Annotated in this window: 19 protein-coding genes; 11 read left to right on the top strand and 8 right to left on the bottom strand. The window is 68.9% G+C overall.

Annotation, left to right across the window (positions count from 1 at the left end; genetic code table 11):
• Nucleotides 1-234 precede the first annotated feature (234 nt).
• Nucleotides 235-1,980, bottom strand: a complete 1,746-nt coding sequence (locus tag INR38_RS25075; protein WP_207444069.1) for a GMC family oxidoreductase N-terminal domain-containing protein — start codon at nt 1,978-1,980, stop codon at nt 235-237.
• 321 nt (nt 1,981-2,301) lie between these two features.
• On the opposite strand from INR38_RS25075, the gene INR38_RS25070 reads away from it, so the two are divergent.
• From INR38_RS25070 to INR38_RS25055, 4 genes are all read left to right on the top strand, one after another.
• Entirely contained in the window at nt 2,302-3,432 is a 1,131-nt protein-coding gene (locus tag INR38_RS25070; RefSeq protein WP_034397875.1) for an ABC transporter permease, read from the top strand.
• Nucleotides 3,432-4,235 (top strand): ATP-binding cassette domain-containing protein, encoded by an 804-nt coding sequence (locus INR38_RS25065; protein WP_012202305.1) that lies wholly within the window; start codon nt 3,432-3,434, stop codon nt 4,233-4,235. Before INR38_RS25070 ends, INR38_RS25065 begins: the two co-directional genes overlap by 1 nt.
• 205 nt (nt 4,236-4,440) lie before the next feature.
• On the top strand, nt 4,441-5,403 hold the full coding sequence (locus INR38_RS25060; protein ID WP_013800229.1) for an MlaD family protein: 963 nt from the start codon (nt 4,441-4,443) through the stop codon (nt 5,401-5,403).
• Between the two features lie 14 nt (nt 5,404-5,417).
• Nucleotides 5,418-6,086, top strand: a complete 669-nt coding sequence (locus INR38_RS25055) for an ABC-type transport auxiliary lipoprotein family protein (protein WP_043825538.1) — start codon at nt 5,418-5,420, stop codon at nt 6,084-6,086.
• A gap of 240 nt (nt 6,087-6,326) precedes the next feature.
• Here INR38_RS25055 and INR38_RS25050 read toward each other — a convergent pair whose 3' ends face one another.
• Complete coding sequence (locus INR38_RS25050; RefSeq protein ID WP_207444071.1) at nt 6,327-6,500, bottom strand: hypothetical protein; 174 nt, start codon at nt 6,498-6,500, stop codon at nt 6,327-6,329.
• Between the two features lie 388 nt (nt 6,501-6,888).
• Between INR38_RS25050 and INR38_RS25045 the strand changes: the two genes are divergently transcribed.
• The 3 genes from INR38_RS25045 to INR38_RS25035 all read left to right on the top strand — a co-directional run bounded on the left by INR38_RS25045 (nt 6,889) and on the right by INR38_RS25035 (nt 8,586).
• Nucleotides 6,889-7,107: a CsbD family protein gene (locus INR38_RS25045; RefSeq protein ID WP_012202308.1), complete on the top strand. Its 219-nt coding sequence runs from the start codon at nt 6,889-6,891 to the stop codon at nt 7,105-7,107.
• Between the two features lie 143 nt (nt 7,108-7,250).
• Nucleotides 7,251-7,838, top strand: a complete 588-nt coding sequence (locus INR38_RS25040; RefSeq protein ID WP_013800231.1) for a hypothetical protein — start codon at nt 7,251-7,253, stop codon at nt 7,836-7,838.
• A 247-nt stretch (nt 7,839-8,085) separates the two neighbouring features.
• Complete coding sequence (locus INR38_RS25035; RefSeq protein ID WP_013800232.1) at nt 8,086-8,586, top strand: hemerythrin domain-containing protein; 501 nt, start codon at nt 8,086-8,088, stop codon at nt 8,584-8,586.
• A 53-nt stretch (nt 8,587-8,639) separates the two neighbouring features.
• Here the strand turns inward: INR38_RS25035 and INR38_RS25030 are convergent, their stop codons facing one another.
• A complete protein-coding gene (locus INR38_RS25030; protein WP_012202311.1) occupies nt 8,640-9,287 on the bottom strand; it encodes a MarC family protein in 648 nt (215 codons plus the stop codon).
• Nucleotides 9,288-9,476: 189 nt separating this feature from the next.
• On the opposite strand from INR38_RS25030, the gene INR38_RS25025 reads away from it, so the two are divergent.
• A complete protein-coding gene (locus INR38_RS25025; protein WP_013800233.1) occupies nt 9,477-10,169 on the top strand; it encodes a dienelactone hydrolase family protein in 693 nt (230 codons plus the stop codon).
• 122 nt (nt 10,170-10,291) lie between these two features.
• The gene (locus tag INR38_RS25020; RefSeq protein ID WP_013800234.1) at nt 10,292-10,582 is read left to right on the top strand and encodes a nucleotidyltransferase; all 291 of its coding nucleotides are present in this window, start codon (nt 10,292-10,294) and stop codon (nt 10,580-10,582) included.
• Between the two features lie 77 nt (nt 10,583-10,659).
• Here the strand turns inward: INR38_RS25020 and INR38_RS25015 are convergent, their stop codons facing one another.
• The 3 genes from INR38_RS25015 to INR38_RS28930 form a co-directional block, all read right to left on the bottom strand.
• Complete coding sequence (locus INR38_RS25015; RefSeq protein WP_207444073.1) at nt 10,660-10,974, bottom strand: hypothetical protein; 315 nt, start codon at nt 10,972-10,974, stop codon at nt 10,660-10,662.
• Between the two features lie 296 nt (nt 10,975-11,270).
• On the bottom strand, nt 11,271-11,915 hold the full coding sequence (locus tag INR38_RS25010) for a molybdopterin-dependent oxidoreductase (RefSeq protein ID WP_207444075.1): 645 nt from the start codon (nt 11,913-11,915) through the stop codon (nt 11,271-11,273).
• Nucleotides 11,912-14,533, bottom strand: coding sequence for a choice-of-anchor Q domain-containing protein (locus INR38_RS28930; RefSeq protein WP_207444077.1), 2,622 nt, complete (start codon nt 14,531-14,533; stop codon nt 11,912-11,914). The genes INR38_RS25010 and INR38_RS28930 overlap by 4 nt, the downstream gene beginning before the upstream one ends.
• 218 nt (nt 14,534-14,751) lie before the next feature.
• Here INR38_RS28930 and INR38_RS25000 point away from each other — a divergent pair, with 218 nt between their 5' ends.
• Both INR38_RS25000 and INR38_RS24995 read left to right on the top strand, forming a co-directional pair.
• Nucleotides 14,752-15,489 carry a response regulator transcription factor gene (locus INR38_RS25000; protein WP_013800239.1) on the top strand — a complete coding sequence of 246 codons (738 nt, stop codon included), beginning with the start codon at nt 14,752-14,754 and terminating at the stop codon, nt 15,487-15,489.
• A 19-nt stretch (nt 15,490-15,508) separates the two neighbouring features.
• The gene (locus tag INR38_RS24995) at nt 15,509-17,467 is read left to right on the top strand and encodes an ATP-binding protein (protein WP_207444079.1); all 1,959 of its coding nucleotides are present in this window, start codon (nt 15,509-15,511) and stop codon (nt 17,465-17,467) included.
• Here the strand turns inward: INR38_RS24995 and INR38_RS24990 are convergent.
• The gene (locus tag INR38_RS24990) at nt 17,464-18,666 is read right to left on the bottom strand and encodes a magnesium transporter CorA family protein (protein ID WP_192368714.1); all 1,203 of its coding nucleotides are present in this window, start codon (nt 18,664-18,666) and stop codon (nt 17,464-17,466) included. The two genes, INR38_RS24995 and INR38_RS24990, sit on opposite strands and share 4 nt — an antisense overlap.
• Before the next feature lie 4 nt (nt 18,667-18,670).
• Nucleotides 18,671-19,591, bottom strand: a 921-nt coding sequence (gene hemB / locus INR38_RS24985) for a porphobilinogen synthase (RefSeq protein WP_043825525.1), incomplete at its 5' end; no start/stop codon positions are given.

Here is a 19,591-nt window from a genome sequence, read left to right as displayed (position 1 = left end):
GTCTCCTCGGCCCCTCTTGTGCAGCACTGTGGTGCCGCGAGAGTGGGTGGACTTTAATGGTCGCACCTGGGTGGTGCATCGGGGATTTCCCGCAGTTACCGCAAAAGTGCGGGATTGCACCAGCAAAGGGCCCTGAACACCGGGCGCCGCGGCTTTGACGCCAGGGCGACCATTCGTTCCCCATCGATCCGTTTCTGCCCACAACAACCCTGGTCCGCCCGGGCTTGCCGCCCCTCAGGCGGCCATCGCCACCGCTGCGTCGGCTGGTGCCGCCGTCGCTGTGGTTGTCGCTGTCGTTATCCCTGCCTGTCCCTGCCGGTCCGCAAGAATCCAGCCGGCGGCCTTCTCCGCCATCATCAGCGTCGGGCTGTTGGTGTTGCCGCTGGTGATGCGCGGCATGGCGCCTGCATCGATCACGCGCAGGCCCTGTACGCCGCGCACGCGCAGGCGGCTGTCCAGTACGGCCATGGGGTCGTCGGCGCGGCCCATCTTCGTCGTGCCCACGGGGTGGAAGATGGTGGTGGCGATGTCGCCGGCCAGGCGCGCCAGATCCTCGTCGCTCTGGTACTGCACGCCGGGCTTCCATTCCTCGGGGGCGAAGCGCGCCAGTGCGCTCTGGCCGACGATGCGGCGCGTCACGCGCAGGCTGTCGGCGGCCACCTGCCGGTCCTCGGGTGTGGACAGGTAGTGCGGCGCGATGGCAGGCGCCTGGCGGAAGTCCCCGCTGTGGATGCGCACCGTGCCCCGGCTCGTGGGATTGAGGTTGCAGACGCTGGCCGTGAAGGCCGGAAAACCGTGCAGCGGCTCGCCGAAGGCGTCCAGCGACAGCGGCTGCACGTGGTACTGGATATTGGGGTGCGCCTGCTGCGGGCTGCTGCGCGTGAAGGCCCCCAGCTGGGAGGGCGCCATGCTCATCGGCCCGCTGCGGCGCAGCAGGTATTCCAGGCCGATGCCGGCCTTGCCCCACAGCGAATTGGCCATGGTGTTCAGCGTGCGCGCGCCCTTGATCTTGTAGACCGAGCGGATCTGCAGATGGTCCTGCAGGTTCTCGCCCACGCCGGGCAGGTCGTGGCGCACGGCAATGCCGTGGTTCTGCAGCAGCGCGCCCGGGCCGATGCCCGACAGCTGCAGGATCTGCGGGGAGTTGACGGCGCCCGCGCACAGCAGCACCTCCTGGCTTGCCTGCACGTTGACCATTTCCGAGCCGGTCCAGACCTGGGCGCCGCTGCAGCGCAGGCCGCCGGCGGGCAGCTGTTCAAACAGCAGCTGGCTGACCTGGGCATGGGTCCACAGCTCGAAATTGGGGCGGCCATAGCAGGTGGGCCGCAGGAAGGCCTTGGCGGTGTTCCAGCGCAGGCCGCCCTTTTGATTGACCTCGAAGTAGCCCACTCCCTCGTTGCTGCCGCCATTGAAGTCCTCGGTGGCCGGAATGCCGGCCTGCTGCGCGGCTTCGGCAAAGGCGTCCAGGATGTCCCAGCGCAGGCGCTGCCGCTCCACGCGCCATTCAGCGCTGCCGCCTGTGCCCGTGCCGCCGTGCAGGGCACGAAAGCCTGCATCGGCGTTGCCGCCGGCATCAAGCCGCCAATGGCTTTCATGCTGGCGGAAGGCCGGCAGCACCTGGTCCCAGCGCCAGGCGTCGTCCCCGGTCAGCTCGGCCCAGCCGTCGTAGTCGCGGGCCTGGCCGCGCATGTAGATCATGCCGTTGATGCTGGAGCAGCCGCCCAGCGTCTTGCCGCGCGGATAGCGCAGGCTGCGGCCGTTGAGCCCTGCGTCGGGCTCGGTCTGGTAGAGCCAGTCGGTGCGCGGATTGCCGATGCAGTACAGGTAGCCCACGGGGATGTGGATCCAGTGGTAGTCGTCCTTGGCGCCCGCCTCGATCAGCAGCACGCGGCTGCGGCCATCGCGCGAAAGCCTGTTGGCCAGGAGGGCGCCCGCCGTGCCGGCGCCGATGACGATGTAGTCGAAGGTGGTGTTGCTCATGGAGATGGGCGGGCGTCCGCTGCAGGCCGGAACGTCCTTGGGAGCCGGGGTTGGTGCTTCGGCCCATTGTGCGGACGGCATGCGCACTGTCGAGAGGGAAAGCGCGCTGGACTCCTTTTTTTGCAGCATCGCATGCAGCAGTCATGGCTGTCGCGCTGGTTTTTTGATAAAAATTGCACGCGTAGGGCAAAGCTGTCGTGCGCACGGCGCCGCCAGGCAATCTGCGGCCCGTGCCGCTCGGTTATCCTGCGGTCTTGGCTGCAATGCCGCCCGGCCCTGCCTGCGCGCCCCGCCTTCGCAACCCCCAAGGACTTTCCGCACTTGTCTGCCCTCAACAATCCCCCCCAATGCAGCCTGCGCCGCGACAACGACGGCCAGTGGGCGTTGCTGACCGGCTCCTGGGGCGCGGCCGAGCTGGGCCGGCGGGCGCAATGGCGCAGGCTGCGTGCACAGCTGGCCGATGCCAAGGGCGATGACCTGGGCTGGAACCTCGAAGGGCTGGACTGGCTGGACCACGTGGGCGCGCAGCTGCTGTGGAACCACTGGGGCCGTCGCCTGCCCGCGCGTCTTGCGGCCAGCGATGCGCAGCGTGCCATGCTCGAACGCGTGGGCCGTTTCTCCAAGGAGCCTGCGCCGCCGCCCCCGCGCCCGAACCTGCTGGAGCGCATCGACAGCCTGGGCTGCCTGGTGATCAACGCCTGCGGCCATTTCGCGCAGATGACGCGGCTCATCGGCCAGTTGCTGATCGACCTGCTGCGCTTTGCGCGTGCCCCGCACCGGGGCCCCTGGCGCGACATCTCCGGCCATCTTTACTCCATGGGCGCCACGGCCCTGCCCATCACGGCCCTGGTGGGCTTTCTGATCGGCGTGGTGCTGGCCTACCTGATGGCGCTGCAGCTGCGCCAGTTCGGGGCTGAATCCTTCATCGTCAACATCCTGGGCATCTCGCTGATCCGCGAGCTGGGTCCGCTGCTGGCGGCCATTTTGGTGGCGGGCCGCACGGGCTCGGCCATCACCGCCCAGATCGGCGTCATGCGCGTGACCGAGGAATTGGATGCCATGCAGGTCATGGGCATACCGCACGGCTTTCGCCTGGTGCTGCCGCGCGCGCTGGCGCTGGCCATCGCCATGCCCCTGGTCTCGCTGTGGACCACGCTGGCCGCGCTGGCCGGTGGCATGCTCGCGGCCGACCTCACCATGGGCGTCACGGGTGCCTACTTTGCCGAGGCGCTGCCTGCCGCCGTGAAGATCGGCAACCTCTGGATCGCCATGGGCAAATCCGTGGTCTTCGGCGCCCTCATTGCCCTCATCGGCTGCCACTGGGGCCTGCGCGTGGAGCCCAATACGCAGAGCCTGGGCAAGGGCACGACGGCCTCGGTGGTGACGGCCATCACCATGGTGATCGTGGTGGATGCGATCTTCGCAATCCTTTTCAAAGATGTCGGAATCTGATGGCCATGGACACCGAAACCTCCTCCACGCCCGCAGCCGACGAGCCCATCGTGCGCATCGCCGGGCTGTGGAGCGTGTTCGGCGAAGGCGAGAACGCCTTTGCCGTGCACCAGGACCTGGACCTGGATGTGCAGCGCGGCGAGATGCTGTCCATCGTCGGCGGCTCGGGCACGGGCAAGACCGTGCTGCTGCGCCAGATGCTGGGGCTGCTGGAGCCCACCAAGGGCCGTGTCGAAGTGCTGGGCCGCCCGGCCAGTGAAATGGGCCGCGAGGGCGCCGCCAGCCGCGTGGGCATGCTGTTCCAGCATGGGGCGCTGTACTCGGCCTTCAGCGTGCTGGACAACGTGGCCTTCGCGCTGCGCGAGCAGGGCACGCTGCCCGACGACCTGGTGCGCGACGCGGCCCTGGTCAAGCTGCAGATGGTGGGCCTCAAGCCCGAGCATGCCTCGCGCATGCCGGCCGATCTTTCGGGCGGCATGATCAAGCGCGTGGCGCTGGCGCGGGCGCTGATCATGGACCCGCCCCTGCTGCTGCTGGACGAGCCCACGGCCGGCCTGGACCCCACCAGCTCCGACGAATTCTGCGAACTGCTGCGCGAGCTGCGTGCAGAGTTGGGCCTGACCGTCATCATGGTCACGCACGACCTGGACACGCTGTTCGCCCTGTCCTCGCGCGTGGCCGTGCTGGCCGAGAAGAAGGTGCTGGTCAGCGGCCCGCCGCGCGAGGTGGCCGAGTTCAAGCATCCGTTCATCGAGCATTTCTTCCAGGGGGAGCGCGGCAGGCGCGCGATGAGCACGGTATGAGACACCCCCTGAGTCGCTTCGCGCCTTCCCCCTCTCTACCCGCTTCGCGGGGGAGGGGGACGACACCCTCACTGCGGGGCGGCCCTTGCTCGGTGTCCCTCGCCTTCGGGCACGCCGGTTTTCAAGGCCTCGCCCTGAGTTGTGGATTGACTGGGGGCCGCGGCCCCATGCCTTGTTTGCTGGGCTAACGTTATGGACCATTGATATGGAAAACAAATCACATGCCATGGCGGCCGGCATTTTCGTGCTGGTCGTGGCGGCCCTGCTGGCGGGGCTGGCGATCTGGTTGACGCGCGATACGCGGCAGTACAACGAGTACGAGCTGTCCACCAAGGATGGCATCAGCGGGCTGCAGGCCCAGGCTGCCGTGCGCTACAAGGGCGTGGCGGTGGGCAAGGTCACGCGGATCGGATTCGATCCGCAGACCAATGGCAATGTGCTGATCCGCATCGCCATCGGGGTGAACACGCCCATCACGCCCACCACGTTCGCCGTGCTGGGCTACCAGGGCGTCACGGGCCTGGCCCATGTGCAGCTCGATGATGCGGACCAGCCGCAGCCCCAGCTGCCGCCCGGCCCCAGCGGCCTGCCGCGCCTGCCGCTGCGCTCGTCGCCGCTGAGCATGCTGGCCGACCAGGGGCAGGTGCTGCTGGAGCGCGCCGATGAGATCTCGCGCCGCCTCAGCGACATGCTGGACACCGACAACCAAAAGCGCGTGAGCCAGGCGCTGGAGAACATTGCAGCCGCTGCCGCAGGCGTGCAGCAGCTCACGCAGAACCTGGACCGCACGCTGTCCACCCAGGTGCCGCAGCTCGCCGCCGACGCCCACAACACCCTGCAGTCGCTGGAGAAGGCCAGCAACGGCGCCTCTGCCGTGGCCTCCGAACTGCAGCAGACCGTGCGCCGCGTGAACGCGCAGGACGGGCCGCTGGAGCAGATCGCCCAGAGCACGCGCGCACTGACCCGCATGGCCGACTCCCTGGGCCGCAGCACGGTGCCGCACGCCAACCGCGCGGCCGATGATGTCTCGCGCGCCGCGCGCCAGATGGGCACGGCGGCCAGCCGCTTCAGCGACAACCCGCAGGCCGTGATCTACGGGCCGGGCCAGGCCCGCCCTGGGCCGGGCGAGCCCGGCTTCGTCGCCCCGTCCGCAGCCACCCAGCCCTGACCCAAGGAACCCGCATGCCCCTATCTCGCAAGACCGCCGTGGCCAGCGCTGGACTGGCCGCCGCCCTGATCCTGCTGGCCGGCTGCTCGGCCCTGCCGCAGCCCCCCGCCCAGCCCGCGCGCTATGACTTCGGCCTGGCGCCGCTGTCCGCGCCCGCGCAGGCCGCCACATCCGCCGCCCCGCAGGCACGCACGCCGCTGGCGCTGGCCGATGTGGAGGCTCCCGCCCTGTCCGACGGCAGCACCGCCATGTTCTACCGCCTGGCCTATGCCAACGGCCAGGAACTGCGCCCCTACCAGCTGGCGCGCTGGAGCCAGCCTCCGGCACTGCTGCTGCAGCAGCGCCTGCGCAGCCAGCTGGGCGTGCAGCGCCCCGTGCTTGCCAGCAGCGAAAGCGTGGCCCAGCCGCGCCTGCAGGGCGCCGTGCCCACGCTGCTGCGTGTGGACATCGAAGAGTTCAGTCAGGTCTTTGACGCGCCCGGCTCCAGTGCCGGCGTCGTGCGCCTGCGCGCCACCCTGGTCGAGCAAAGCGGTGCCGTGGACCGCCTGCTGGGTCAGAAGCTGTTCGAGGTGCGCAGTCCTGCCGCCTCGGGCGATGCCGCAGGCGGCGCGAAGGCGCTGGCGACGGCGGCCGATGCCGCCATTGCGCAGATCGATGCGTGGCTGGGGCAGCAGGGGCACTGAGCGGTAGCTTTGGCCGCCAGCCCGCCGTTTTTCCTTTCTTCCCCTCTCAACAACAGCCGATTGGTGCACTGCACTGTTCGGCTGTTTCTTCGTGGAGTGGACTCAGGTTCGAGCCGCTTTGGCGAGGCCACGTCGGGGCGATTGCAGCGCTTGTGAGCCTGACCGCGCTCCTTCAAGCAAAAAGCCCAGCAGAGCTGGGCTTTGGCAGGGCGAAGGCCTTACGCCTGAGTTACGCCTGAATCAGGAGGATTTGACCCTCAACTCCCTTGTGTAGGCCACCTTGCTGGAGCTGCTACGCGAGCGGAGCAGGCCGGTGTTCACTGCCTTGCGGGCAGCCATCAGTGCACGCGACATGCTGGCCTGTTTCAGGCTGAGCACTTCGGTGTTGATGTCGGCACGTTCTTTGGTAGGCATGGCAGGCTCCTGTTGAATGAATCTTAGCGACGATGCTTTGCGATGGGGCCTTAAGCATCTTTGCTCGGCAATGCTTCATCGAACGGCCCACTCTCCGGCTGCATTGCAACCGCCACGGCGCAGGGGCGGACATACGGGGAAAAGGCTGGGTACTCAGGGCAGGGGCGGGCCGCGCCTGACCCAGCGCTTCCCGCGCGTCCGTCAGGGGCTGTAGTCCCGATCCCACCGTCTCGGCTGCCCCTGGGACGACCGTCAACACTAGGTCCAGACTACGACGCGCAGCCCCCAGGTTTTTTACAGTGGAACCGTCGCTGATGCAGATCGCGGCTTTGAAAAAACAAGGCCTGATTGCACAGCGCTACTTCAACATCACTGAAAGGACCAAGCCATGAATGAAGACCGCATCAAGGGCAACTGGAAGCAATTCACCGGCAAGATCCGTGAGCAATGGGGCAAGCTCACCGATGACGATCTGGATGTGATCGCCGGCAAGCGCGAGCAATTCCTGGGCAAGCTGCAGGAGCGCCAGGGCCTGGCCCGCGACGCTGCCGAAAAGCAGCTGACCGACTGGCAAAAGCGCAACCCCGACTTCCGCTTCGAAGACTGATGAGGGTGGACTGCGGATGGGCTGGACGCCCTGGCCGGCGCCGCCATCCGCTCCTCGACAGCCAGCGTGCCTGAGGCACGCACCAATGGCCCGCCGCCGCAGGCAACAAGGGCCGCTTCAGTACAAATACAAGGAGTTCCATCATGCAAACACCGCAACGCTTTCGCCACATGCTTTCCGCTGTCGCCCTGGGCCTGATGGCCTCCGGCGCCATGGCCATGACCAATGCGGAGCACACGGCCGCCAAGAACCAGATCGAGGCCGATTACAAGGCTGCCAAGGAACAGTGCAAGCCGCTCAAGGACAACGCCAAGGACGTCTGCGAGAAGCAGGCCAAGGGCCAGGAAAACGTGGCCAAGGCCGAACTGGAATCGCGCCGCAATCCTTCGCCCAAGAACAGCGAAAAGGCACTCAAGGCCAAGGCCGATGCGGACTACGACATCGCCAAGGAAAAGTGTGACGACCTCAAGGGCGACGCCAAGGATGTCTGCGTGAAGGATGCCAAGGCCGCCCACGTGCACGCCGTGGAAGCCGCCAAGGTGAACAAGGCCCAGGCCGAGCCCGCTTCCAACTCCGCAGCCAAGGCTGCCAACGTGGCAGAAACCCGCAAGGACGCTGCCGAGGAAACCCGCGAAGCCGACTACAAGGCTGCCAAGGCCCGTTGCGACACCATGAGCGGCGCTGCCAAGGACACCTGCGTGGCTGATGCCAAGCGGAAGTTTGGACAGTAAGCTCCCCCTGAGCGGCTGACGCCGCTTCCCCCTCTCTACTCGCTTCGCGAGGGAGGGGGACGGCACCTTCGCCGCGAGGCGGCTCTTGCTCGGTGCCCCTGGCCTTTTGGCCGCGCCAGTTTTATCCGCCTTGACCAAGCCCCGTTCGCGGGGCTTTGCTGTTTTCGGGTTGGCTGATGTGGGTCAAACGGGTTGGGCGGTGCTGTTCCTAAGCTGCAGGCTTTCACGATGAAGGCAGGAGAAGCATATGGCCGTGCTGGAATGGAGCGGAGCGCTGGCATTGGAGTTGCCGGCCATGGACGAGGTGCATCAGGAGTTCGTCCTGCTGCTGGCCGAGGTGGAGGCGGCCGATGATGCGCAGCTGTGCGCGCGCTGGGATGAGCTGATCGCGCATACGCAGGTGCATTTCGACCAGGAAGACCGCTGGATGCAGTCCACGCGGTTCACCAGCACCAACTGCCACAGCCTGCAGCACAAGGTGGTGCTGCAGGTGATGCGCGAGGGGGCGAGCAAGGCGGCGGCCGGTGATCTGGCCGTGATCCGCAGCATGGCGGGCGAGCTGGCGGCCTGGTTCGTGCACCATGCGCAGACCATGGATGCGGCGCTGGCCCTGCATCTGCGCAGTGCGGGCTTCGATCCCGCCACGGGCTCCCTGGCGCACCCTGAGGCCTTGCCCGAGCAGCCCATCACGGGCTGCGGCGGTGCCTGCGACGGCAGCGCCGACCGCGCGCGGACCGTGCCGGCCTGATCCGGCCTGAACCGATCTGAACCGGCAGTAAGGCCACCAGTCAGCCAGCCCGCTCAGGGCACGATCGCGGGCGAGGCCAGGATGGGGAAGATCTTCACCAGCCCGCCCGCCATCACCTCCACGGCCAGGGCCGCGAGGATCAGGCCCATGAGCCGCGTCATCACGTTGATGCCGGTCTTGCCCAGCACGCGGGCGATCGGGTCCGCCAGCGAAAAACAGACCATCACCACCAGCGCCACCACCACGCCATAGCCCACCAGGGCCAGGTGCTGCCAGATGGTGCGTGCCTGGTCGGCGTAGATCACCACGGTGGACATGGAGGCCGGCCCCGTCAGCAGCGGAATCGTCAGCGGCACCACGGCAATGCTGTTGCCCATGGCGGCCTTTTCCGCGCCAGCGACCAGCGTGGGCGCGTTGGGCCGTTCCTCGGCCGGGCGGGCGTTGAGCATGTTCATCGCGCTGATCAGCAGCAGCAGGCCACCGCCCACCTGAAAGCTCTGCAGCGAGATGTTGAAGAAGTCCAGCACCTGCAGCCCGATGATGGCGCAGGCCGCGATCACGCAGAACGAGGCCAGCGCCGCCGTGCGAATGGTCTGCTGGCGCTGCTGGGCGCTGAATCCCTCGGTGTAGTGGATGAAGAAGGGGACGATGGCCAGCGGGTTGATGATGGCCACCAGCGTGATCAGCGGTTTGAGGTCCATCGCATTCCCTGTAGGTTGCCGCCGCCCACCTGTGCCCGGAGCTTGCCGGTACGCACGACTTTTCGTTCCATCGAATGTCTCCTGTGAAAGAATTGCCGCACGGGCCGGCCCGCCGCCATTACAGCATTGCGGGGCGCGTCCGCCCACCGGGAAATCACAACAGGTTCTCAGACAGAAAGGAACGCGGACATGGGCAGTTTTGTGCAGTTGACTTCGTTGGATGGCACGGCTTCGCCGGCCTGGGTGGCGCGGCCCGATGTGCCCGCGCGCGGTGCCGTCGTGGTGCTGCAGGAGATCTTCGGCGTCAACGCCCATATCCGCGCCGTGGCCGACCGCCTGGCAGCCCGCGGCTATGTGGCCGTGGCGCCGTCGCTGTTCACGCGTGTCGAGGCCGGTGTGGACCTGGGCTATGGCGACGCCGACCGTGCCAAGGGCATGGCGCTGAAATCCGCCGCCGAGGCGCTGCCCCAGCCCGGTGTGCTGCCCGAGATCGAGGCCGCCATCGCCCATGCCGCCACGCTGGTGCCCGGCGGCAAGGTGGGCATCGTGGGCTTTTGCTGGGGCGGCCTGTGGGCCTGGCGCGCGGCCTGCAACCTGCCCAGCCTGTCGGCTGCGGCCTGCTACTACGGCGGCGGCATGACCACGCCGCTGGAGATGGGCCGCGAGCCGCTGTGCCCCGTGATTGCCCACTTCGGCCGGCGCGATACGCACATTCCCGTGGACGCCGTGCAGGCCTTCGCCCAGGCGCAAAAGCATGTGCAGGTGCACCTGTACGACGCAGACCACGGCTTCAACTGCGACCAGCGCAGCGCCTACGACGAGGCCAGCGCCCTGCAGGCGCGCGATCGCACGCTGGCCTTCTTCGACCAGCACCTTGCCTGATCTGCCGTGCCGGGCGTGGCCCGGCATGGAAAATCCAGGCATCGGGATTTCCGGGAGTGCTGCTTGAAACCCGGTGCCTGATGCAATAGGCTTTCCAGAAGTCTCAACAGGAAAGGATGTCCATGCGACCGTCCGTGGTGCTCGACATGAATCGCAGCGCAGTGCGTGAAATGGCCAGCCGTTTCCGCACTGCGAACCCGCGCGTCTTCGGCTCCGTGCTGCATGGCACCGACCGGGACGGCAGCGACCTCGACCTGCTGGTCGATGCATTGCCGGGCGCGACGCTGTTCGACCTGGGCGGCCTGCAGGACGAGCTGGAATCGCTGCTCGGCCTTCGCGTTGATCTGCTGACGCCCGGAGACCTGCCGCTGAAGTTCCGGGCCCAGGTGCTTGCGGAGGCGCAGCCGATATGAACGGGCATCGCCTTCCCGATTACCTCGGCGACAAGCTGTGCTGATCGGTGCTGCGCGAGTGTCCGCAACTGGCCTGATCAGTCCCCGGGGTCAGGATCACAGGCCGGCCCCGGCGTCGCCTTGCGCGCCTGCACGGTCTGCAGCGTGCCCCGCAGCGCGCGCTGCTGCGCGGTCAGGAAGCTCATCAGCCCGCCCAGGTCGTTCAGTTGTTGGTCGGGGCCGGCCATGCAGCACAGGTCGATCACCAGGCCCATCTGGTGCATGCAGTCCTTGATGCGATAGACCTCGTATTCGGAAATGGGGTAGTACAGGCCGGTCTCTTCCCCGGGCGGGCCTAGGGTGGAAGAGGGAGGGGTGGCAACTGATTCGCCGGATGGAGTGATGTCAGCCATGGCAGCTCCTACGTGACATAAAGAGCCTGCCGCCACTCCGCCAAGAGAGGTGGCAGGACTGTGCAGGTTGGCGGACCGGACGTAGGACCGGCACCCCCTTGCGGAGGTCCCGCACAGCCCCGCCAAAACGGAACCGTGCCCGGCGCAGCACCGGGAAGATGAAAAAAGCCGCTGCCTCGTGAAAAAGGCGTGCGGCTGCTGCGCCTACGTTGTTTCGGGCCGCCAAGCCCGCATCCCCCGAGGGGATCGCGAAATGGTACTCCAAATGCGCGCCCTGCCGCGCTCTGAAGCCAGGTTCAGCCCTGCGGCTGCTGCGCGTGCAGCCCCATGTGGTACAGCCCCCAGGGCGCCTGCGCAAAACGTTCCTTGAGCGGCTTGCCTGCCAGCTCCGCAATGCGGTCGGCGTCGTACATGGCCCATTGCGGGCCCAGGCCGCCCAGGCCCAGGCGCCGGCCGTCCATGTGCGTGGCCAGCAGCATGCGCCATTGCAGGGCCTGCGCCAGCGGCAGCTGGGCGCGGTAGCCGTCGATGGCCTGCAGGGTGATCCACTGGCCCTTGGCCGCTGCGGCGGCGCTGTCCACTCCGGCCGCCTGCAGCACGGTGGCCAGCAGGGGGCCGCGCAGCCGGTGGGGCTGGCCGTCGTATTCGATATGGGGCGTGATCTCCACCGTGGGCAGGCGCTCCAGCGCATGGGCCCCTGTGGTCCAGGCCGAGTCGAAGGCCAGGCCATGGTTTTTCAGCAGCAGGTCGGCCACCGGGTCCAGCGGCCCCCGGTTGCCGCGCACGCCGGGGCCGCTGATGGTGAGCACGGCGGCTTCGGTGCTTTTTCCGGGGGCGGCGGGGGCGGCCAGGGCGCTTTCACACAGGGCCAGGCTGGTGGCTGCGCTGGCGGCCAGCAGGCTGCGGCGTGAAAGCGGGCTCCGGCTTGCGGATGCGGTCATGGGGAACTCCTGGGGGTGCGTGGCGATGTGCCAGCGCCGATTTTCCGTGAAGTGCCCATCCTGCGCGACAACGCCGCGCCCGCTGCGGTCAGCAGGCCCAGCAGCGCCAGCCCCCCGGCGCCCAGCCCGGGAACGGGCGCCGCAGATGGTGCGGGGGCCGCCGTGACGGTCACGGTGTTGCTGTCCGAGCCGGAGGTATTGCCATCACCGGGCACATAGCGCGCCTGCACCGTGGCCGTGCCCGGTGGCAGCCGGGGCACGCTGCAGCTGGCCTGCCCGCCGGTCACCGGAACGCTGGCGCACAGCACCTGCGTTCCGTTCAAGAAATCCACGGTGCCGCTGGCGCCGGCAGGCAGCGTGACCTGGGCGCTGAAAGTCACGCTCTGGCCAGGGCCTGGCGCAGCGGGGGAGGCCGACAGGTGGGCGCTGGTGGCTGCCGGGCCGATCACCACGGTCACGGCTGCGGGTTCGGTGGTGGCGCCGTTGGCATCGGTGGCAGTCAGCGTGAAGCTGTAGCTGCCTGCCGCCTGCGTGGCTGGAGCCGAGAGCGTGCCGGCGGCCTGGCTGAAGCCAGCGGGCAAACCGCTCACGCTGTAGCTGAACGGCCCCACGCCGCCGCCGGGCACGGGCGCCAGCGGTTGGCTGTAGGCCGTGCCGTAGGTGCCGGAGGGCAGGCTTGCCGTGAGGCTGAAGGCCGTGAAGCTGGCCTGTGCGCTCCTGGCGGCGTCGATGGTGACGCTGCAGGTGGACGTGCTGCCGCTGCAGGCATCACCCCAGGTGGAAAAGGCATGGCCAGGGTCGGGGGTGGCGGCCAGGGTCACCAGGGTGGGCGCGCCTTCGAAGTAGCCATAGCCGGCCTGGCACAGGCCGCCTGGGCGGCCGCAGTCCTGTACGGCACCCGTGGCCGCAGGCGGGGAGGGCTGCGCCGATACGCCGCCCGCGCCGCTGGCCAGAACGGTCAATGCTGCCTGGAAGACGTTCGCCTCCACGGCACCGATGTCGCACCGCGCACCCTGGGGCCGGGCCACGCCGCGCTGGTCCGTGCCGGGTGCGGCCGTGCAGGCCACCCCGTCCAGTGCCGGGCTGCCGGTGCTGTTCAACATGGTCTGGGTGGGGCCGCCGTGGTTGGCCAGGGGGCCGAGCTGCGGGTTGCCTGTGGTGAAGGCCAGGGCGCTGATGTCGGCATTGTTCAGGGCCTGCGCCAGGCCCAGCAGGTTGTCGCTGCCGCTGGCATCGCTGGTGCCGCCATTGCGCAGGTCCAGCACCACGTCCCTGCCAGCGGGCTGTTTGGTGGCCGGTTCGAACACGCTGCCCTGGGCAATGCTGGCCTGCATCTCCAGCGAGGCACCGCTGCGGGTGCAACTGGTGTTGCCACCCGCACTGCAGGCGGCCTGGGACTCGCCCAGGCTGTAGATGGCGCCGCCTTGCGCGGCAGGGTTGTCGTCGCCATTGGCCTGCACGGTATTGCCGGCCAGGGTGGAGAAACGGATGGTGAGCACGCCGTTGTAGTTGAAAACGGCGCCACCCAGGCCGGCGCCGCCGCCGCTGCTGTTGCCCAGCCCGCCGTGTGCACCGTTGCCAGCCAGGGTGACCTGGTTCAGCGTCAAGGTGCCTGCGTTGTTGAAAATGGCCCCTCCCATGCCGCCTGCGCCACCGCCAGCGTCGAAGGCGCCGCCCCCACCGTTGCCGGCGCCGAAGCCGCCACCGCTGCCACGACGGCCACCACCACCGCCAAATCCGCCACCGCCGGAGCCGCCGCCGCCACCACCGAAGCCGCCGTTCTTGCCGCTGGCGCTGCCACTGCCACCGCCCAGGCCGCCATCGTCCGGGCCGCCAGCGTTCGGCCCTCCCCCCGGGGAAAAAGTCGCATCCTCGCCCACGCCGGCACCTGCAAAGGAGTTCAAGGAAAGCCTGCCTCCTTGCCCCCCTTGTGCGTGATTGCGCGTGAGCGTGCTGCGTTCGATGGTGAGTTGGCCCCGATTGAAGATGGCACCGCCCGCACCCAGCGCGCCGCCGCCAAAGCGGCTGGAGCCGCCTGTGGCCTGCCCCCCGGCCAGGGTCAGGCCGCGCAGGACCAGGCCACCCTGTGCATCGATGTCGAACAGCCGGAAACCGGGTGCGGTACCGAGGCGCTGCACGCTCACGCCCTGGGGCGTCAGGCCATTGGCGGTGGCATCGATGGTGATGCGCTTGCCGCTGATGAAGAAGGCGCTGGGGCCGAACTGCGAGACGTAGCCGGGCCAGCTGGCCAGCGGCAGGCAGGTGGCGCCGGCGGCCTGCCCGGTGTCCAGGCAGTTGGTAAAGCGGGTCAGCGAGATGGTCTGCCCATCCAGGGCCGCGCCGAAGACGATGGTGTCGCCATCGGCGGCATGGTTGATGGCGTCGCGCAGGGTGTTGCAGTTGCGGTCGCCTGCGGCAGGCGAGCATTGCGCACGAGACAGCGGCTCGGTGTCTGCAATCTCGCCGGCGGTGGTGACGGTGAGTGTGGCGGCCTGGGCCGCGGCGCCGGCAAGGGCCAGTGCCAACCCGCCCGCCAGGCCCGGCAATGTCCGGCCCCAGGGGCTCGGCGTGGGTATGGGTGGTACGTCGGCTGCAGCAGACGGATGGATGATGGACATGGCGGACCCCCTCGGTAGGCACAGCATCTCGGTGATGTGCTGAAGAGGGCAAATCTATGGGGTGTCCGGCTTTCTGTATGTCCCCCGTTCGGGCTACATGGCCGATGAGAGGGGGCGGGGCGCCATGCCGCTCATGTCGCCCATGTCGCCTATCCGGGCGACATGACAGCGGTCTTGTTCCATGTGAACATGCGGCCCTCGCCATGCACTCCACCTCCATGGACACGCACACAGACCCTTACTCTGCCGCCGCGACGGGTGGCGCCACAGTCATCCGCGTGGCCGTGGTGGAGGACGACGCCGCCTGCCGCCACGCCCTGGTGGGCGTGATCAATGCCGCGAAGGACATGGTCCTGTGCTGGGCGGCAGCCAGCCGCGCGGAGGCCCTGCACCAGCTCGGCCGGGCCGATGGGGCCGGTGCCATGGACGTGATGCTGGTGGACCTGGGCCTGCCCGACGGCAGCGGCCTGGAGGTGATTGCTGCCGTACGCACCCGCCATCCCGGGGCGGCGGTGATGGTCAGCACCATCTTTGGCGACGAGCAGCATGTGCTGGCCGCCATCGAGGCCGGCGCCATGGGCTATCTGCTCAAGGACCTGGCCGCCGACGCGGTGCTGGAGGAAGTGCGCAGCCTGCACGCGGGCGGCAGCCCCATCAATCCCATGGTGGCGCGCAAGCTGCTGCTGCGCCAGCAGCGGGCCGGGGCGGTGGCCGGGCTGCAGCCGCCTGCCGAGCCCCAGGCCGCCGCGCAGGCGCTGTCTGCGCGCGAGCTGGAGGTGCTGCGCCTGGTGGCGCGTGGCCATACGCTGGACGAGGTGGCGCGCCAGCTGGGCGTGTCGCGCCATACGGTGCGCACCTTCGTGCGGCGCATCTACGGCAAGCTGCAGGTGTCCAGCCGCACGCAGATGATGCATGTGGCCTTGCAGCGCGGCTGGCTGGCCGAGGGGCGGCAATGAGCGCCGCCAGGGTGGGCCGATGACGCAGCCGCTGCTGCAGGGGAGGGTCTTGCTGGTTTCGGCGGGGCTGGTGGCGCTGGCGATGCTGCTGGCGGGGGCGTTCGGGCTGCGTGGCCCCGCCGCAGGCGAAGCGGTGCAACTGCGCCAGGCGCAGCTGTGGCGGTCGTACAGCCCGCACTGGGCGCCGCCTGCGGCGCTTGCGTCGGCCGACGACGAGGTGCTGGATGCATCGACGCCGTGGAGCGATGTGGACCTGCCCTATGGGGGCGACAGGGCCGTGTCGGGCAGCGGCGACCTGGCCGCGGCGCCGCCCGAGGTGCGCTGGTTCCGCGCCGTGGTGCCGCCTGAAGCCCTGGCGCCCACGCCCCAGGGCGCGCGCCTGTACATCCCGCGCTGGCAGACGGTGGGCACGGTGGCGGTGTATGTGGACGGGGCGCTGGCCTGGCAGACGCGCGGCAGCCGGGTGTGGAACAGTTTCAACCGGCCGGTGTGGCTGGACCTGGGCGGGCTGGCGCAGCCGGGCAGGCCGCTGCAGGTGCATGTGCGCATGGCCAGCCAGCAGGGCGTGGGCGGGGCGCTGTCCAGCCTGTGGGCGGGGCCGGCCGAGTCGCTGCGCCTGTCCTGGCGGCTGCGCAGCCTGCTCCAGGCCGATCTGGTGGTCTACACGGCGGGCTCCTACCTGGTGCTGGGCCTGTTCGCGCTGGCGCTGTGGACGCTGCAGCGGCGGCGCGGGGATGTGGTGTTCCTGCTGTTCTTCCTGATGTCGCTGTGCCAGTTGCTGGGCTCGCTGCAGTTCATGGTGGACGGCGAGGGGCTGGCCCTGTCGGACGGCTGGTTCTCCTGGCTGACGCTGGCCGGCCTCATGGGCGCCACGGTGGCGGCCTTCCATTTCCTGTGCCTGATGCAGCGCAGGCGCCGGCCATGGCTGGCCCGAGTGCTGCAGGGCTATGTGGGCACGGTGCTGCTGGTGGCGGTGCCGCTGTGGGGGCCGGCGCACGAGACCATCCTGCCGCTGCTGCGGCTGCTGATGGTGCCGCCGGAGATCCTGGTGCTGTGCATGGCCGTGGCGGGCGCCTGGCGCATGCGCGATGGCGGCAGCACCATGCTGGCGGTGTGGATGCTGCTGTCGTTTCCCATCGGCTTCCATGATCTGGCGCTGCAGAGCTACCTGATCAGCATAGAGAGCATCTACCTCACGCCCTATGTGTACCTGGGGCTGTTCACGCTGTTCCTGCTGGTGGCCTACCGGCGCTACAACGGCGCGCTGGCCGTGGCCGAGAACGCCAACCTGCATCTGGCGGAACGGCTCAAGGCCCAGGAGGCGGAGCTGGCCCAGGCCCATGAACGCCTGCTGGCCGTGGAGCGCGAGCAGACGCTGATGCAGGAACGCCAGCGCCTGATGCGCGAGATGCACGACGGCGTGGGCTCCTCGCTGATGAGCGCGCTGCGCGTGGTGGAGTTCAACCAGGCCGGCACGGTGGACCTGGTGCAGCTGCTGCAGGAGTGCATCGATGACCTGAAGCTGTCCATCGATTCGCTGGAGCCGCTGGACTGCGACCTGCTGGCGCTGCTGGCCGGGCTGCGCTATCGGCTGGGGCCGCGCCTGGAGGGGGCGGGGCTGCGGCTGCACTGGGAGGTGAGCGACCTGCCCGCGCTGCCCTGGCTGGACGCGCAGGCCGCCCTGCATGTGCTGCGCATCCTGCAGGAGGTGCTGACCAACATCATCAAGCACAGCGGCGCGCGCGAGATCACGGTGCGCACGGCCCAGGCCCCGCTGGACGGCCGGGCCGGCGTGCAGGTGCTGGTGGAGGACGACGGCCACCCCTTCGACCGCGCCCAGGCACCCACCGAGGGCCGCAAGGGACTGGCGAACATGCGCACGCGCGCGCTGGCGCTGCAGGCGCGGCTGGACTGGGCGCCGCTGGCCGGCGGCAATCGCTTCACGCTGTGGATGCCGCTGGAGCGGGCGGGGCCCTAGTCCTGCGCCGTGCGCGCCATGTAGCGCTTGCGCCAGAAGAACACGGTCAGGCCCACGGCAATCGTCGTCATCGAGCCCATGGCCCACCAGAAGCCGTCCTGCTTGTGCACCAGGGGGATGAATTCGAAATTCATGCCGAAGATGCCGGCAATCAGGTTCAGCGGCAGGAAGACGGCCGTCAGCGCGGTGAGCGTGCGCATGATGTCGTTGGTGCGGTTGCTCTGCACCGAAAAATGCATCTGCACCACGGTCTCGGTGCTTTGCTCCAGCCGCCGCACGTGGTGGACCACGCGCTCTATGTGTTCCAGTACGTCGCGGCTGCGCACCTTGAGCAGGTCCAGCTCGCGCAGCGCCGCCGCATCTTCAGGCGGCGCCCAGGTCTCCAGCGCGTCCGTCCAGTCCTGCACGGCGGCGCGCTGGTCTTCGCAGACCTCGTCCAGCTCGTGCAGGGCCAGCCGTGCGTCCAATAGCGCGCTCCAGTTGGCAAAGCGCGTGCGCGGGCGCAGCAGCTCGGTCTGCCAGTGGTCCAGCTGGCGCGACAGTTCGCGGCGCAGGTCCAGGAAGCCGTCCACGATGAGGTTGACCACGCGCAGCATGAGGTCGGGCGGGCTGGCAGGCAGCCGCGTGCCGGAGGTGGGGTTCAGCCGCCCCTCGCGGGGGTCATTGGGCACGGCGGCCAGCAGCCGCGCGGCATAGGCATCGCGCACGGTGCAGTCGTCGGGGTGCACGGACAGCAGCACCTGGTCGAACATGGCAAAGCCCACGGGGCTGGTGTCGATGTTGCGCAGCACGGGCGGACCTGTGCGGCGCACGGGAGGTGAGGGGGGCAGCGCCTGCGCCGCAGGCGAAGAGGCCGTGCCGGCCTGTGGGGCGGCACGTGCCTGCCCGCTGGCCAGGCGGCGAAAGACCAGCAGGTCGTACTGCGAGGTGTAGTCGTAGCGCGAGGGCAGCTGGGCGTTGAGCAGGTCCGAGACATGCAGGTCCACCAGCTGCTGGCCCGACAGCAGCTGCAGCGTGCGCTGCACCTCGGCCAGCCGCTCCTGCAAGGTGGCGCGGGTGCAGGAGATCCAGACGAATCCCTGCGCGGGCGCCTGGTCGGGCAGGGCGGCCAGTTCGGTGGCGCCGCCCGGCTGCAGGTGGAAGATGCGCATGTTCCTGGCGGCGGGAGCGGCTCCCGCGGGCGGCGGCACCGGCTGCATGCGCTCAGCCGCGCAGCTTGCGCGCGGCGTCGATGGCGAAGTAGGTCAGGATGCCGTCGGCACCCGCGCGCTTGAAGGCCAGCAGCGATTCCATCATCACCTGGTCATGGTCCAGCCAGCCGTTGGCGGCGGCGGCCTTGAGCATGGCGTACTCGCCGCTGACCTGGTAGGCGAAGGTGGGCACGCCGAACTCGTCCTTGACGCGGCGCACCACGTCCAGGTACGGCATGCCGGGCTTGACCATGACCATGTCGGCGCCTTCGGCCAGGTCCTGGGCGACTTCGCGCAGGGCCTCGTCGGTGTTGGCGGGGTCCATCTGGTAGACGTTCTTGTCGGCCTTGCCCAGCGCGCCGCGCGTGCCCACGGCGTCGCGGAACGGGCCGTAGAAGGCGCTGGCGTACTTGGCGCTGTAGGCCATGATGCGGGTGTGGATGTGGCCGTGGGCCTCCAGCGCCTCGCGGATGGCGCCGATGCGGCCGTCCATCATGTCGCTGGGCGCCACCATGTCCACGCCGGCCTCGGCATGGTTCAGGGCCTGGCCCACCAGGACCTGCACGGTCTCGTCGTTGATGATGTAGCCGGACTCATCCAGGATGCCGTCCTGGCCGTGGCTGGTGTAGGGGTCCAGGGCCACGTCGGTCATCACGCCCAGTTGCGGGAATTCCTTCTTGAGCGCACGCACCACGCGCGGGATCAGGCCGTCGGGGTTGAGTGCCTCCTTGCCGTCGGGCGTCTTCAGCGAGGTCTCGATGGCGGGGAACAGCGCCAGGAACGGGATCTCCAGCTGCACGCACTGCTCGGCCACGGGCAGCAGCAGGTCCAGGCTCAGGCGGTCCACGCCGGGCATGGAGGGCACGGCCTCGCGCTGGTTTGTGCCTTCGTGCACGAACACGGGGTAGATGAAGTCATGGGCCGTGAGCACGTT

The sequence above is a fragment of the Delftia sp. SD018 genome (genome assembly GCF_017355445.1).
GTDB classification, from domain to species: Bacteria; Pseudomonadota; Gammaproteobacteria; order Burkholderiales; family Burkholderiaceae_C; genus Comamonas; species Comamonas acidovorans.
This window is presented reverse-complemented; position numbering and strand designations above follow the sequence as displayed.